This window comes from Kitasatospora sp. NPDC040550, assembly GCF_055594965.1.
In genome coordinates this window covers 246453-261676 of sequence record NZ_JBVIWC010000002.1, presented here as the reverse complement: position 1 = coordinate 261676, position 15224 = coordinate 246453, and the positions used below count along the sequence as shown (strand labels likewise).

General features: G+C 73.2%; 14 protein-coding genes. 8 read left to right on the top strand and 6 right to left on the bottom strand.

What is annotated here, in order from left to right:
• Positions 1-25 precede the first annotated feature (25 nt).
• Positions 26-1726 (top strand): acyl-CoA dehydrogenase family protein, encoded by a 1701-nt coding sequence (locus tag ACZ58X_RS03925; protein ID WP_470332090.1) that lies wholly within the window; start codon positions 26-28, stop codon positions 1724-1726.
• Between the two features lie 122 nt (positions 1727-1848).
• On the opposite strand, the gene ACZ58X_RS03920 is transcribed toward ACZ58X_RS03925, so the two are convergent.
• Entirely contained in the window at positions 1849-2544 is a 696-nt protein-coding gene (locus tag ACZ58X_RS03920) for a response regulator (RefSeq protein WP_470332089.1), read from the bottom strand.
• 226 nt (positions 2545-2770) lie between these two features.
• Between ACZ58X_RS03920 and ACZ58X_RS03915 the strand changes: the two genes are divergently transcribed.
• Positions 2771-4870, top strand: coding sequence for a sensor histidine kinase (locus tag ACZ58X_RS03915; RefSeq protein WP_470332088.1), 2100 nt, complete (start codon positions 2771-2773; stop codon positions 4868-4870).
• Between the two features lie 157 nt (positions 4871-5027).
• Here the strand turns inward: ACZ58X_RS03915 and ACZ58X_RS03910 are convergent, their stop codons facing one another.
• From ACZ58X_RS03910 to ACZ58X_RS03895, 4 genes are read right to left on the bottom strand one after another with little or no spacing between them, the layout of a single operon-like run.
• Positions 5028-5231 (bottom strand): hypothetical protein, encoded by a 204-nt coding sequence (locus tag ACZ58X_RS03910; RefSeq protein WP_470332087.1) that lies wholly within the window; start codon positions 5229-5231, stop codon positions 5028-5030.
• 42 nt (positions 5232-5273) lie between these two features.
• The gene (locus ACZ58X_RS03905; protein ID WP_470332086.1) at positions 5274-5960 is read right to left on the bottom strand and encodes a hypothetical protein; all 687 of its coding nucleotides are present in this window, start codon (positions 5958-5960) and stop codon (positions 5274-5276) included.
• Between the two features lie 26 nt (positions 5961-5986).
• Positions 5987-6397 carry a hypothetical protein gene (locus ACZ58X_RS03900; RefSeq protein WP_470332085.1) on the bottom strand — a complete coding sequence of 137 codons (411 nt, stop codon included), beginning with the start codon at positions 6395-6397 and terminating at the stop codon, positions 5987-5989.
• Complete coding sequence (locus ACZ58X_RS03895; RefSeq protein WP_470332084.1) at positions 6394-6861, bottom strand: hypothetical protein; 468 nt, start codon at positions 6859-6861, stop codon at positions 6394-6396. Before ACZ58X_RS03895 ends, ACZ58X_RS03900 begins: the two co-directional genes overlap by 4 nt.
• 378 nt (positions 6862-7239) lie before the next feature.
• Between ACZ58X_RS03895 and ACZ58X_RS03890 the strand changes: the two genes are divergently transcribed.
• From ACZ58X_RS03890 to fahA, 5 genes are all read left to right on the top strand, one after another.
• Positions 7240-8607, top strand: a complete 1368-nt coding sequence (locus tag ACZ58X_RS03890; protein ID WP_470332083.1) for a phosphoribosyltransferase family protein — start codon at positions 7240-7242, stop codon at positions 8605-8607.
• Between the two features lie 269 nt (positions 8608-8876).
• On the top strand, positions 8877-10091 hold the full coding sequence (hppD, locus tag ACZ58X_RS03885) for a 4-hydroxyphenylpyruvate dioxygenase (protein ID WP_375890714.1): 1215 nt from the start codon (positions 8877-8879) through the stop codon (positions 10089-10091).
• 66 nt (positions 10092-10157) lie between these two features.
• On the top strand, positions 10158-11360 hold the full coding sequence (locus ACZ58X_RS03880) for a cupin domain-containing protein (protein ID WP_470332082.1): 1203 nt from the start codon (positions 10158-10160) through the stop codon (positions 11358-11360).
• Positions 11357-12211, top strand: coding sequence for a hypothetical protein (locus tag ACZ58X_RS03875; RefSeq protein WP_470332081.1), 855 nt, complete (start codon positions 11357-11359; stop codon positions 12209-12211). The genes ACZ58X_RS03880 and ACZ58X_RS03875 overlap by 4 nt, the downstream gene beginning before the upstream one ends.
• A complete protein-coding gene (fahA, locus tag ACZ58X_RS03870; RefSeq protein ID WP_470332080.1) occupies positions 12208-13428 on the top strand; it encodes a fumarylacetoacetase in 1221 nt (406 codons plus the stop codon). The genes ACZ58X_RS03875 and fahA overlap by 4 nt, the downstream gene beginning before the upstream one ends.
• Positions 13429-13598: 170 nt before the next feature.
• On the opposite strand, the gene ACZ58X_RS03865 is transcribed toward fahA, so the two are convergent.
• Positions 13599-14372 carry an SDR family oxidoreductase gene (locus ACZ58X_RS03865; RefSeq protein ID WP_470332079.1) on the bottom strand — a complete coding sequence of 258 codons (774 nt, stop codon included), beginning with the start codon at positions 14370-14372 and terminating at the stop codon, positions 13599-13601.
• 96 nt (positions 14373-14468) lie between these two features.
• On the opposite strand from ACZ58X_RS03865, the gene ACZ58X_RS03860 reads away from it, so the two are divergent.
• Positions 14469-15113: a TetR/AcrR family transcriptional regulator gene (locus tag ACZ58X_RS03860; RefSeq protein WP_470332078.1), complete on the top strand. Its 645-nt coding sequence runs from the start codon at positions 14469-14471 to the stop codon at positions 15111-15113.
• Positions 15114-15224 lie beyond the last annotated feature (111 nt).

The following is a 15224-nucleotide window of genomic DNA, read 5'->3' as shown; positions in this document are numbered from 1 at the left end:
ACCCTCGACACCCTGGGAGCCCCCGATGCTCTTCAACCCGCGCACCTACGACCCCGCACAGTTCGACGAGCCGACCCGCCGGCTGCTGCGCGCGACCGTCGACTGGTTCGAGTCCCGCGGCAAGAAGGCGCTCATCGACACCTACATCGACCGCGCCTGGTACGGCGACTTCCTCGAATTCGCCGCTCAGGAAGGCCTGTTCGCGGAGTTCCTGACCCCGTCCGCGGCCGATGCCGACAAGCGCTGGGACACCGCGCGGATCGCCGAGCTGAACGAGATCCTCGGCTTCTACGGCCTCGGCTACTGGTACACCTGGCAGGTCACCATCCTGGGCCTCGGCCCGGTCTGGCAGAGCGAGAACGAGGCCGTCCGGGCCCGCGCCGCCAAGCTCCTCGCCGAGGGCCACGTGATGGCCTTCGGCCTGTCCGAGCGCACCCACGGCGCCGACATCTACTCCACCGACATGGTCCTCACCCCGGACGGCGAGGGCGGCTTCACCGCGACCGGCCCCAAGTACTACATCGGCAACGGCAACGTGGCCGGCCTGGTCTCGGTGTTCGGCCGCCGCTCGGACGTCGAGGGCCCCGAGGGCTACGTCTTCTTCGCCGCCGACAGTCGCCACGACGCGTACCACCTGGTCAAGAACGTGGTGAACGCGCAGATGTACGTCAGCGAGTTCCGCCTGGAGGACTACCCGGTCCGGGCCGAGGACGTGCTGCACACCGGGCAGGCCGCCTTCGACGCCGCGCTGAACACCGTCAACGTCGGCAAGTTCAACCTCTGCACCGCCTCGGTCGGCATCTGCGAGCACGCGATGTACGAGGCCGTCACGCACGCCCAGAACCGGGTGCTGTACGGCCGCAAGGTCACCGACTTCCCGCACGTGCGCCGGGAGTTGACCGACGCGTACGCCCGCCTGGTGGCGATGAAGCTGTTCAGCGCGCGGGCCGTGGACTACTTCCGCACCGCCTCCGCCGAGGACCGCCGCTACCTGCTCTTCAACCCGATGACCAAGATGAAGGTCACCACCGAGGGCGAGAAGGTCATCGACCTGATGTGGGACGTCATCGCGGCCAAGGGCTTCGAGGCGGACACCTACTTCGACAAGGCCGCCAAGGACATCCGCGGCCTGCCGAAGCTGGAGGGCACGGTCCACGTCAACCTGGCGCTGATCCTCAAGTTCATGGGCAACTACCTGTTCGCGCCCGCCGAGTACGCGCCGGTGCCGACCCGGCTGGACGCCGCGGACGACGCCTTCCTGTTCCACCAGGGCCCGGCCCGCGGCCTCGGCGCGATCCGCTTCCACGACTGGCGCGCCGCCTACGACCGGCACGCCCAGCTGCCGAACGTCGCCCGTTTCCGCGAGCAGGCCGACGGCTTCTGCGAGCTGCTGCTCAAGCACGCGCCGAGCAAGGAGCAGCAGGCCGACCTGGACTTCCTGCTGGAGATCGGCCAGCTGTTCGCGCTGATCGTCTACGGCCAGCTGGTGCTGGAGCAGGCCGAGCTGACCGGCCTCGACGCCGACGTCCTGGACCAGGTTTTCGACGCGCTGGTCCGCGACTTCTCCGCGCACGCGACCGAGCTGCACGGCAAGGCCTCCGCCACCGAGGAGCAGGCCGCCTGGGCGCTGGCCAACGTGCGCCGCCCGGTGGCGGACGCCGAGCGCGCCGCGAAGGTGTGGGCGCGGGTCGAGGCGCTCTCGGGCGCGTACGAGATGCAGCCGTGACGCAGCCGTAGGTCCGGCCGGACCAGTACGACTCCGGGGGTGCCGGTCGGCGGACCGGCGCCCCCGGACACTTCCGGAGCCCCCTCCGGCCCGTGGAGCTCCCCCGCGCCGGGGCGGCGGGTTCAGCTGTCGCCGAGGCCCATGTCGCGGGCCCGGGCGACCGCCTCCGCGCGGGTGGCGACGTGCAGCTTCTCGAAGATGTGGGTCACGTGGTTGCGGACGGTCTTCTCCGCGACCACCAGCTCCCGGGCGATCCGCCGGTTGTCGTGTCCGCGCGCGACCAGGTCCAGCACCTCGGCCTCGCGGGCGGTGAGGTCGGGGAAGAGCTGCCCGGCCTCACGCATCTTCGCCCCGGCCAGGAGGGCGGTGATCCGCCCGGCGACCTCGCCGCCGAACACCGCGCCGCCCGCGGCGACCGTCCGGACGGCGTGCAGCACCTCCTCGCGCCCCGCGCCCTTGACCAGGTAGCCGCGGGCGCCCGCCTGGAGCGCGGCGAGCAGGTTGCCGTCGTCGTCCGACATGGTCAGCATCAGCACCGGCGGGGACTGGTCCTGGGTGGAGAGCCGGCGGACGGCCTCCAGTCCGGAGCCGTCGGGCAGGGACAGGTCCATGATCACCACGTTCGGGCTGTGCCGGGCGACCGCGTCCGGGACGTCGGCGACCCGCTCGGCCTCGGCCACCACGGTGACGCCCTCGGCACTCTCCAGCGCCGCCTTGAGCCCCTCGCGGAAGAGGGGATGGTCATCGACGATCAGTACCCGAACGGGCGCGGCCCCGCCCGCCGGGCCGGAGGGTGCGACCAGCTGGTGTTCATCCACCCGGCCGACACTAGCAGCGGCCATCACGTGACTCTCCGTGACATGCCCGGAGGTCGTCCGCACGGCGGCGGCGCCCACGGCCGTCCCACCCGGAATGCGTGACCGCTGCCTCAGGCGACCGGGACACCGGGCCGACCAAACTGGGAGCGTACGCCCTGGGGACGAGGCGCCGGCGGACCACGTCGCGGCCGGCGGAACACCCGCTGTCGAGAACCGAGGTGGTGCCATGATCACGGTCTCCTCTCCCCCGCACCGCACCCGGGCCGAGCGGCAACTGACCGCCGCCGCGGTCGTCACCGCGCTCTGCTTCGTCTCCGCGACGGTGTGGATCTGCTACGTGCTCGTCCACCTCGGCGAACCGGGCGTCTCCCACCCCCGCGACGAACTCGCCATCCTGGTCTACGCCCTGCCGACCGCCGGAGCGGGCATGCTGCTGCACGCGCACCGCCCGGGCAGTCCGCTCGGCTGGGTGATGCTCGTCTACGCGCTCACCAACATCCTTCCCCGGGTGGCGGCCGCACCGCTGTGGGTCGAGGTCCGCGACCCGGGCATCGCCGGCGCCGTGCTGGCCTTCGACACACTGCTCAGCGCGGTCAGGACGACGCTCATCTACGCGCTGCCGCTCTGGCTGCCGGGCGGACGGCTGACGACGCGGCGATGGTGGTGGTTCATCGGGGCCGTCGGCGTGTGGGTGACCGCCGAGGTGGCCCAGGGCCTCGCCCACCCGACGACCTACGGGCGGACCAATCCGCTGGCCGACAGCCCGCCGGCGCACCTCGCCGTGACCGTGGTCGACGGACTGGGCGGCCACGACCTGCTGATCAGCGAGTGCGTGCTCGGGTTCGTCACGCTGGTCCTGCTGTCCCGGCTGCTGCGGCCGGCGGCCGTCCCGGGGCGCGACGCGGACGGAACCCGTCGGCACCGGCTGCGGGTGGCGGGCATGCTCGGGGCGTACGTGCTCTGGGTCGCGCTGCAGGACTTCTACATGCGCAACCGCGCCGACCACTACTGGCTCAGCTACTGGCTGTTCACCGCGGCGGGGGCGGTCTGGGCCGTCGCGATCGGCTTCCTGGTGATCCGGGACCACGGCTGGCGGCTCGACCGGGCGGCCCGCAGCGTCCTGATCGGGCTGTTGCTGGGCACCGGCGTCACCGGACTGTTCGTGGTGGCCGCCGCCGTACTGTCCAACTCGCTGCTACCGGGGCGCGGTGGGGCCGCCCTGCTGCTGATCGCCCTGGTGTACGCACTCGGCGCCACCCTGCCGAAGGCGGCGCGACGGGCCGTCGCCGTGGTGGACCGGCTGTACTACGGCGAACGGGCGCAGCCGTACCAGGTGCTGCGCACGCTCGCGGGGCGGGTACGGCAGGTCGTCGACCCGGAGCAGCTGCCGGCGGCGCTGTGCGCGACGGTCGCCGAGGAACTCAAGCTGCCCGGCGTCACGCTGGCCGTCGCCACCCGGGCCGGACGGCGCACACTGGCCACCGCCGGGCGGCTGAACGGCCGCAGCCAGGGCTTCGCGCTCGTCCACAACGGGCTGCCGATCGGCGAGTTGACCGTCGGACTGCGGACCGGCGAGGAGCGGCTGGCGGCGACCGACGTCGACATCCTGCGCTCGCTCGCCGACCAGGCCTCGCCCGCCGTCGCCTCCCTCCAGCTCCAGGAGGACCTGCTGGCCAGCCGCGAGCAGATCATCGCCGCCCGGGAGGAGGAACGACGGTGGCTACGGCGGGACATCCACGACGGGCTCGGGCCGGCCCTGGCCGGCCTGCGACTGCGGGTGGACAACGCGGCCTCGACGGCGGACGGCGGGCTCGCGGATCCGCTGCACACCGTCTCCGAGGGGCTGGGGATGGCGATCCAGGAGGTCCGCCGGATCACCGACCGGCTCGGGCCGGCGCCGCTGGGCGAACTCGGACTGGCCCGGGCGGTTCGGCAGCTGGCGGACAACTTCAGCGGGGCGGGGCTGGCCGTGACGGTGGAGGTCTCGCCGGAACCGCTGCCGGAACTGGCGGCGGCGGTGGAGGTCGCGGCCTACCGCATCACCGCGGAGGCGCTCAACAACGTGCTGCGGCACGCCCGGGCCCGGACCGTGCGGGTGACGCTCCGGGTGGACGACGAGGCGCTGACCCTGACCGTGCAGGACGACGGGGTCGGGTACCGGGAGGCGGAGACCACCGAAGAACCGCAGGGCGGCGGGGTCGGCCTGCGGTCGATGGCCGACCGGGCGGCGGAGATCGGCGGCCGCTGCACCGTCGGACCGCTGCCCCAGCAGCACGGCACGCAGGTGCTGGCGGTGCTGCCGCGCTCGGCGGCGGCCAACCGGTAGCGGGCTCGGGGGGCGGCGGGCGCGGCGGTGGCGGGCGAGCGGGCGACAGCTGACGGGTAGCAGTTGACAACTGACAGCGAACAGCTGACAGATGTTGAAATCTGTCAGCTGTTCGCTGTCAGTTGTCAGTAGGGAGGAGGGTGGCGGCGGAGGTGAACTACTGGCCGGGCCCGCATCCGAACGGGCAATCCTTCGGCGTGACCGTGCCGGGCTTCGACTCGGAACGCCCGATCGACTCCGCGACGGAGCCGGAACAGGCCTTGCGCAGTGCCAGGGCTGCCGCGATCACGCCCGCCAGCGCTCCGGCCGTACAGATCACCTTGGTCGCAGTCGTCGAGGCAGTCGCGGTGTTCGTGGACATGAGGTGGTACTCCTGATTCTTCCGAGCGGCCGATCCGATCGATCAATCGCTCTGCCCACCACTGTGCGGACGGACCTGCCCCGTTTGCATGGGTTCGAGGTCCTGTTCAGGTCCCAGAACCGCGCCGACCCGGCCGCGCACGGCGGTCACCGGCCCGCCCCCACCGGCCCGCAGGACGTACCGCTCACCGGCTCGGAGGTAGACCAAGTCACCTGGGAATAGCAGCACTTCACGTTCATCGAGAACGAGGCGGGCGTCGGCGCCGGAGAGCACCACCAGGAACGCGTCCACCGCTGCCACGGCGTACGGCCCGTGCTGCTGCCCGCCGGGGGCGAGGAGCAGGGTGTCGACGGCGATCCGCCGGGCGGACCGGACCGGACCGAGGAGTCGCGAACCGGCGCGCTGGGCGGGGATGTTGGCGGCGGGCGGGACGGGTCGGACGGTGAGCACGGCGGTCGGTGCGCCACGGACGGCGGTGAGCCGGTGACCGATGCCGGGCGGGTGGTGCAGCGCCTCGCCCGGGGACAGGATCCGGCCGGCCGCGGACAGCCGTCCGGCCAGCACCACGGTGACCGATTCGGCCGACTCGCAAGGGAGTTGCTCGAACCGGACGCCGGGCGGCAGGGTCTCGACGGTCAGCGCGGCACGGACGGACGGGCGGCGCTCGGGGTCGATCAGCCGCTGGAAGACGGGCGCGGTGCGCGGGACGGCAGCGGGGACGAGGATCACAAGTGACTCCCGGAGAACGGTGAAGGTCAGGGCCGGTCGCAGCGTTCGGCACGGCGGCGGGCGAAGGAGGCCCGGGTGCGGGCACGATGGCGGGGCACGGCCAGGGTGAGGCAGAGCAGCTCGGCGCCGAGCGGGCCGGCCTCGATCCGCAGGGTGCGGCCCTTGCGGGCCAGCAGCAGGTCGCCGTCCGAGGCCAAGTGGTCCGGCTGGCCGGCGAGTTGCCCGATGACGGCGGCACCGCGCAGCACGTGCAGCACGGTCTCGGCGTCGGGCCGCCCGGGCAGGACGTGGTGGGCGCCCGGGCTCAGCCGCAGGTGGTCGAAGGCCTCGCAGGCACTGGCGAGCATGGCGCGACGGGCCAGTGATCGGATCCGGATCCGCTCCCCGTTCGGGCCGATCAGGACCATCGCGGAGCCGGTGTCGGTGGTGACGATCACCACTGGTCACCTTCTTCGGGTTGTTCGGGCTGTTCGGGTTCTTCGACGGAGGTCTCGGCTTCTCCGGCGGCCGGTTCGGCGAACGGCTCTGCGGCTGGCTCGGCGAACGGCTCTGCGGCCGGGGGAACCGCCAGGACGGCGTGGAAGTACTCCAGTCCAGCCGTTCCGGCGGTCAGGACGGTCCGCGCGCCGAGCGGCAGCACGACGGCGGTGCCCTCGACCAGCGGCAGGCCGGTGTCGGCGCGCTCGGGGTGGTCGGGGTGCACGACGTCCTCGGGCAGGGTGGCGAGGCCGGAGCCCGCGGTGACGTACAGCGCGTGCTCGACGCCCTCGGCGGTCACCTCGGCGCTCCGTCCCGGTTCGAGCCACTGCAGGCCGACGGCGCGCAGTGGTCCCGCGAGCAGGCGTCCGGGGTCGACGGCGGAGCCGCGGCGGCGCAGGTCGGTGATGACGGTGCCCGGCATGTCGGACGCTCCTTCGGTGCTGGGCGGGCTCTGCGGACCGCCTCTGCGCACCACGTTCCGCCGCCTGCCGTCCCGGTCGCACGGGGGTGACGTCCCGTCCCGGGCCCGGCCGCGCGGCCGTACCGTCCCGGGCCCCGTGCCCGCGAAGTCCCGGGCGGCGCCCGTCGCGGTCCCGGGCGCGTGGCCGCCCCGGTCCCGCCCCGGTCCCGTCCTGGTCCCGCCCTGTCCCACCGGCCCCCACCCAGAGCCCCGTACGGGCCCCGCCCGGGCCTCGGCAGGCGGTCGCCGGACAGCCCCACCCGACCCGGGGCGACGCCCGGAGGGACGCCCGGGACCGGTGCACCGGACCGGCGTACGGTGGAACCCGGAGGCCGTGGAATGCACGTCACCGGAACCCCCTTCACCGACCGCACCGAGGCGGGCCGCCGCCTGGCCGGCCGGCTGGGCCACCTCGCCGGCCCCGGCACCGTGGTGGTCGCCCTGCCCCGGGGCGGCGTACCGGTGGCGGCCGAGGTGGCGGCGGCGCTCGGTGCGCCGCTGGACATCTGCGTGATCCGCAAGCTGGGCGTGCCGTACCAGCCCGAGCTGGGCATGGGGGCGATCGGCGAGGACGGCGTCCGGGTGCTGAACGAGCAGGTCATCCGGCTCGCCGGGGTGGGTGACGGGCAGCTGGCGCAGGTGGAGCGGCGTGAGCGCGCCGAGTTGGAGCGCCGGGCGCGGCGCTACCGGGGCGACCGCCCGGCGGCCGATCTGCGAGGGCGCACGGTGGTCGTGGTGGACGACGGCGTCGCCACCGGCTCGACCGCCCGGGCCGCCTGCCGGATCGTCCGGGCACGCGGGGCGGCGCGGGTGGTGCTGGCCGTCCCGGTGGCGCCACGGGACTGGACGGAGCGGCTGTCCGAGGTCGCCGACGAGCTGGTCTGCGTCGACACGCCGTCGCCGTTCTTCGCGATCGGCGAGTTCTACGCCGACTTCACGCAGACCGGCGACGACGAGGTGCTGCGGCTGCTGGCCGAGGCCCGGCACGAACCGCCCGCCGGGGAACCGCCCGTCGGGGAGCCGCTCGCCGGGGCGCCGACCGGCATCGACCGCGAGCTGCCGCTGGCCGTCGCCGGGGTACGGCTGACCGGTCGGCTGACCGTGCCGGCCGGGGCGCGCGCGGCGGTGGTCTTCGCGCACGGCAGCGGCAGCGGCCGGCGCAGTCCGCGCAACCGGCACCTCGCCCGCCACCTGAACCGCCGCGGGCTGGGCACCCTGCTGTTCGACCTGCTCACCGAGGCCGAGGAGCCGGACCGGCGCAAGGTGTTCGACGTCGCCCTGCTCGGTTCGCGGCTGACCGCCGTGGCCGAGGAGCTGGGGCGCACCGAGGGGGCCCGCGGGCTGCCGCTGGGGCTGTTCGGTGCCAGCACCGGCGCGGCCGCCGCGCTGTACACGGCCGCCGATCTGGGCTCCGCGGTACGCGCCGTGGTCTCCCGGGGCGGGCGGCCGGACCTCGCCGGGCCGGACGTGCTGGCCCGGGTGGAGGCGCCGACGCTGCTCGTGGTCGGCGCGCTGGACACCACCGTGCTGGACCTCAACCGGCGGGCCCTGGCCCGGCTGGGCGGCGCGGGCGAGCTGGTGGTGGTGCCGCGCGCGAGCCATCTGTTCGAGGAGCCCGGCACCCTCGACCAGGCCGCTGAGCTGGCCGGGGACTGGTTCCTGCGCCACCTCCCGCCCGCCGACGGGCCCGGTCCCGAGGGCCGGTAGGTGCGGCTGCACAGAATTCGGGCGATGACCGCCCGGAGGCAGCGCATTTTGCGCAGCCGAAGCCGGGATTTCCTGGCCAGCTTGTACACATTGAGCAGTGAAAAACCGACCTGTTGCCCAACCCCCAGGACAGGAGCAAGCTCTCCGCAACCGCACCGCCCACCCGTCGCCGTGCGGCCGCGATCCACGCGATCCGACCCGGCGGGCCGTAAGGCCCCCGAACACCCCCGGAAGCCTCAACGCCGAGGCCCTGACTGGAGGAACGAGCGATGACCCCGCAGTCCCACGCCCTTGAGCTGACCCCCGAGGAGCGCGAGGCCGGCCTCGACGCCGACCAGCTGCGCCGCCTCGTCGGCCTCGTCGAGCACGACCAGGCCTCCGACCCGTTCCCGGTCACCGCCCAGGACGCGGTCGTCTTCGTGGTCGGCAACGCCACCCAGACGGCCCAGTTCTACCAGGTCGTGTTCGGCATGGAGCTGGTCGCCTACTCCGGCCCGGAGACCGGCCGCCGCGACCGCAAGGCCTACGTGCTGCGCTCCGGCTCCTGCCGCTTCGTGATCAAGGGCGGCGTCCAGCCGGACAGCGCGCTGCTGGACCACCACCGCCGGCACGGCGACGGCGTGGTCGACCTCGCCCTGGAGGTCCCGGACGTCGACAAGTGCATCGAGCACGCCCGGGCCAGCGGCGCCACCGTCCTGGAGGAGCCGAACGACGTCTCGGACGAGAACGGCACCGTGCGCCGCGCGGCCATCGCCACCTACGGCGAGACCCGCCACACCCTGATCGACCGCTCCCGCTACCAGGGCCCGTACCTGCCGGGCTACGTCGTGGCGAAGAGCAGCGTCACCCGCCCGGAGGGCACCCCCAAGCGGCTGTTCCAGGCCCTCGACCACGCCGTCGGCAACGTCGAGCTGGGCCGGATGGACGAGTGGGTCCAGTTCTACAACCGGGTCATGGGCTTCGTGAACATGGCCGAGTTCGTCGGCGACGACATCGCCACCGAGTACTCCGCCCTGATGTCCAAGGTCGTCGCCAGCGGCAACCACCGGGTGAAGTTCCCGCTCAACGAGCCGGCCATCGCCAAGAAGAAGTCCCAGATCGACGAGTACCTGGAGTTCTACACCGGCCCCGGCTGCCAGCACATGGCGCTCGCCACCAACGACATCCTCACCACCGTCGACGTGCTGCGCTCGCGCGGCGTCGAGTTCCTCAACACCCCGGACGCCTACTACGACGACCCGGAGCTGCGGGAGCGGATCGGCAAGGTGCGGGTCCCGATCGAGGAGTTGAAGAAGCGCGGCATCCTGGTCGACCGCGACGAGGACGGCTACCTGCTGCAGATCTTCACCAAGCCGATCGGCGACCGCCCGACCGTCTTCTACGAGTTCATCGAGCGGCACGGTTCGCTGGGCTTCGGCAAGGGCAACTTCAAGGCGCTGTTCGAGTCCATCGAGCGCGAGCAGGACCGTCGCGGCAACCTGTGAGCGTCGGCCTACCCTGATTGACGGCGGCCCTGACGGACGTTCGAGGCGTCGAGGAGGAGCACGGAGATGGCGTACTACCGGCAGCTGGGCAGCATCCCGCCCAAGCGGCACACCCAGCACCGCACACCCGAAGGCGGGCTGTACTACGAGGAGTTGATGGGTGAGGAGGGATTCTCCTCCGATTCCTCGCTGCTCTACCACCGGGGCATCCCCTCGGCGGTGGTCAACGCGGTGCCGTGGGAGCTGCCCGACCAGTCCACGGTGCCCAACCATCCCCTGCTCCCCCGCCACCTCAAGCTGCACGAGCTGTTCGCGGACCAGGAGTGGAAGTCCGCGGACGTCGTCGGCAGCCGCCGGCTCGTCCTCGGCAACGGCGACGTGCGGATCTCGTACGTCGCCGCCGGGGCCCCGAGCGAGCTGTACCGCAACGGGCTCGGCGACGAGTGCGTGTACGTGGAGTCCGGCGCGGGCACGGTCGAGACGGTGTTCGGTTCGATCGAGGTCGGCCAGGGCGACTACGTGATCATCCCGCGTGCCACCACCCACCGCTGGGTGCCGACCGGGGACGAACCCCTGCGCGCCTACTGCATCGAGGCCAACAGCCACATCACCCCGGTCAAGCGCTACCTCTCCAAGTACGGGCAGCTGCTGGAGCACGCGCCGTACTGCGAGCGGGACTTCCGCGGACCGGTCGGGCCGCTGGTGGTCGACGCCGACGGCGACGTCGACGTGCTGGTCAAGCACCGCGGCCCGAACGGGATCTCGGGCACCCGCTACACCGTGCCGCACCACCCCTTCGACGTGGTCGGCTGGGACGGCTGCCTGTACCCGTACGCCTTCAACATCCGGGACTTCGAGCCGATCACCGGGCGGATCCACCAGCCGCCGCCGGCCCACCAGGTGTTCGAGGGCAACAACTTCGTGATCTGCAACTTCGTTCCCCGCAAGGTGGACTACCACCCGCTGTCGATCCCGGTGCCGTACTACCACGCCAACGTCGACAGCGACGAGGTGATGTTCTACTGCGGCGGCGACTACGCGGCCCGCAAGGGCTCCGGCATCGCCCAGGGCTCGATCTCGCTGCACCCGGGCGGGCACACCCACGGACCGCAGCCGGGCGCCTACGAGCGCAGCATCGGCGCGGAGTTCTTCGACGAACTGGCCGTCATGGTGGACACCTTCCGCCCGCTGGAGCTCGGCGAGGGCGGGCGGGCCAGCGAGGACGCCAACTACGCCTGGACCTGGGCGGGTCGGGGGCCCGCGCGATGAGCGCCGACGGCTCGCCGGTCCCGGAGCTGTTCCGCGGACTGTTCGACGACGCGGCGGTGTTCCCCCCGGGGAACCTGCCGGTCGTCGAGGCGGTGCCCGCGCACCGCGTCCACCGCACGGCCTGGTACGCCGACGCGGTCGGCCCGTTCCTGTGCGGGGCGGGCCGGTTGGGCGAACTGGCCGCGGCGGTGGCGGGCACCGGGCCGCTCAGGGTCGGGCTCGTGCTGCCGGGGGGCAGCGCCGAGCTCGGGCCGGCGCTCACCGCCGCCGCGCCGTTCGAGCTCGCGGGCGTCGAACTCGCCACCCGGGACGTGCAGGAGGCTGTGACCGAACTGGACCGGCTGCTGCCGCCGGACGTGCCGGCCGCCGTCGAGCTGCCGCGCGAACTCCTGCGCGGGGACGGCCTGGACGAAACTCTGGACGCCCTCGTCGACAGCGCCTACCGGGCCAAGTTCCGCACCGGCGGGGTCGTGGCGGAGGCCTTCCCGGACGAGGACGAACTGGCCGCCTTCCTCACCGGCTGCGCCCGCCGCGGCCTGCCGTACAAGTGCACGGCCGGACTGCACAACGCCGTCCGGCACACCGACCCGGTGACCGGCTTCGAGCACCACGGCTTCCTCAACGTGCTGCTGGCCGCCCAGGAGACGGACCGCGCGGCGGCGGCCGAGGTGCTGGCCGAACGCGACGGCGAGGCGCTGGCCAAGGCCGTCCGCGCCCTGACCGGGCACCAGGTTACGGTGATCCGCAACTCGTTCACCGCGTTCGGCACCTGCAGCGTCGCCGAACCCCTGGACGACCTGGCCGCGCTCGGCCTGCTGTCGCCCAGTCCACTCCTCCAGGAGGACCGTTGAGCACCCCCCGCAGCTGGCTGGCCAGCGCCCAGGACTCGCCGTTCGGCGTGCACAACCTGCCGTACGGCGTCTTCACCGCGGCCGACCGGCCCGGGCGGCGCCGAATCGGCGTGCGCGTCGGGGACTTCGTGCTGGACGCCGGGGCCGCCGCCCGCGCGGCCGGGGCGCCGTCCGTCCTCCTGGACGCGGACTCGCTCAACCCGCTGATGGCGGCCGGGCGTTCGGTCTGGACGCAGGTGCGCGCCGACCTCACCACCTGGCTGACCGACGAGTCCTTCCGGGAGGCGCTGTCCCCGGCCCTGCTGCCGGCCGACGAGGTCGAACTGCACCTGCCGTTCGAGGTCGCGGACTACGTCGACTTCTACGCCTCCGAGCACCACGCCACCAACCTGGGCCGGATCTTCCGCCCGGGCTCGGAGCCGCTCACGCCCAACTGGAAGCACCTGCCCATCGGTTACCACGGGCGGGCGGGCACGGTCGTGGTCTCCGGCACGCCGGTGCTGCGTCCGCACGGGCAGCGCAAGGCGCCCGCCGACGCCGCGCCCAGCTTCGGGCCGACCCGGCGGCTGGACATCGAGGCCGAGGTCGGCTTCGTCGTCGGCACGCCGTCCGAGCTGGGCCGACCGGTGGTACTGGACGACTTCCGCGAGCACGTCTTCGGCGTCTGCCTGCTCAACGACTGGTCGGCGCGCGACATCCAGGCCTGGGAGTACGTGCCGCTCGGCCCCTTCCTGGGCAAGTCCTTCGCGACCTCGGTCTCGCCGTGGATCGTGCCGCTGGACGCCCTCCAGCACGCCCGGGTCACGCCGCCGGAGCGCGACGTCGAGCCGCTGGCGTACCTGGACGACCGCGGCCGCGAGCCGTGGGGCCTGGACCTGGCCATGGAGGTCCGGCTGAACGGGCACCTGGTGTCGCGGCCGCCGTTCGCCTCCATGTACTGGACGGCGCAGCAGCAGCTGACCCACATGACCGTCAACGGCGCCTCGCTGCGCACCGGCGACCTGTTCGCCTCGGGGACGGTCAGCGGGCCGGAGCCGGACACCCGCGGCGCGCTGATCGAGCTCACCTGGAACGGCGAGGAACCGCTCAAGCTGCCGGACGGCACCACCCGGACCTTCCTGGAGGACGGCGACGAGGTCGTCATCACGGCGACGGCCCCGGGGCCGGACGGCGTGGTGGTCGGCTTCGGCGAGGTCTCGGGGCGGGTGCGGGGCTGACGGCCGACCGCTGACGGCTGACCGCTGACCGCTGACGGGCAACGGCGGGCAGGTAACAGGTAACAGACGACGGATAACAGCTGACAGATTTCATCATCTGAAATCTGTCAGCTGTTCGTCGTTCGCCCACCCCCGTCTCGCCCGCCCCGCCCCGCCCGGCTCCGTCCCGCCTACAGCCCGGCGCCGCCCGTGGCGTCGATGACCCGCCCGGTGACCCAGCGCGCATCGTCCGAGGCCAGGAAGGAGACGATGTCCGCGATGTCCTCCGGCTGCCCGACCCGGCCGAGCGCGGCGAGCGAGGCCGCGTGCGCCTGTGCCTCCGGGTTGCCGCGCAGCCAGCCCGCGTTGACGTCGGTGTCCACCACTCCGGGTGCGACCGAGTTCGCCGTGATCCCGCGCGGGCCCAGTTGCTTGGCCAGGTTGAGCGTGAAGGTGTCGAGCGCGCCCTTGGTCGCGCCGTAGGCGATGATCTCCGGCATCGCGAGCCGGGCGGCCCCGCTGGAGATGTTGATGATCCGGCCGCCGTCCCGCATCCGCTCCAGCCCGTGCCGGACCACGAAGAACGGTGCCCGGACGTTCACCGCGAACACCTCGTCGAAACCCTCCTCGGTCAGTGCCGCGAGGTCCGAACTGCGCCCGATCCCGGCGTTGTTCACGATGATGTCGACCCCGCCGCCGGGCGCGTGCGCCCCGACCTCCGCGTCGAAGGCCGTCCAGAGCGCGGCCGCGTCCCCGTGCCGCCCGAGTTCGGCGCGCAGCGCGAAGGCCCGCCCGCCGTCGGCCCGGATCCCGTCGACCACCTCCCGTGCCGCCGTCTCGTCCCGGGCGTAGCCGACCGCGACGACGGCGCCGTCCCGTCCGAGCCGGCGGGCGATCGCCCGACCGATCCCCCTGCTGCCGCCGGTGACCAGCGCCACCTTGCCCTCGAGTCCGTACGTACCCATGACCGAGCCCCTCCTGCTGCGTCCACATTTCTTGAGCGATCGCTCAATAAAGAACCTAGCACACACTTCTTGAGTGACTGCTCTAAAATTCGATCCATGACCGAGGCAGCGACACCCGACAGCGCGCCGGCGGCCGGCCCGGCCCCCCGCCCCCGACGCGGACGGCCACCCGCCTTCGACCGGGACGAGGCCCTGTCCGCCGCGACCCGGCTGTTCTGGGAACGCGGCTACGAGGCCACCTCCGTCACCGACCTGACCACCGCCATGGGCATCCGCCCCGGCAGCCTCTACGCCGCCTTCGGCGACAAGCGCTCGCTCTTCGAGGAGGTCGTCCGCCGGTACGGACACTCCCCGGTCGGCGCGTTCGTCGGCGTCGCGCTGGCCGAGGAGACCGGCGCCCGGGCCGCCTTCGCCCGGATCCTGCGCGAGGCCGCCGCGATCTACCCGGACCCGTCCCACCCGGCGGGCTGCCTGGTGATCAGCGCCGCCACCAACGTCACCCCGCAGGACGCCGGGGTCCAGGCCCTCCTGCGCGACCTGCGCAACCGGAACCGGCAGGTCTTCGAGGACCGGTTGCTCGCCGCCCGGCAGGACGGCGAACTGCCGCCCGGGTCCGACCCGAAGGCGCTGGCCGGGTACCTCGCCACGGTCATCCAAGGGATGTCCCAGCAGGCCCGCGACGGCGCCACCGCCGAGGAGCTCGGCCGCGTCGCCGAACTCGCCCTGCGCGCCTGGCCCTAGCCACCCGCCGCCGTCGCCCGCCGCAGCCGTCCGCCACGACCGCGGCCACAACCGCCACCCCTGCCACCCCGCTCCCGAGGCCCCGGCGGGCCCGGGCGGCCTCGTGATCAC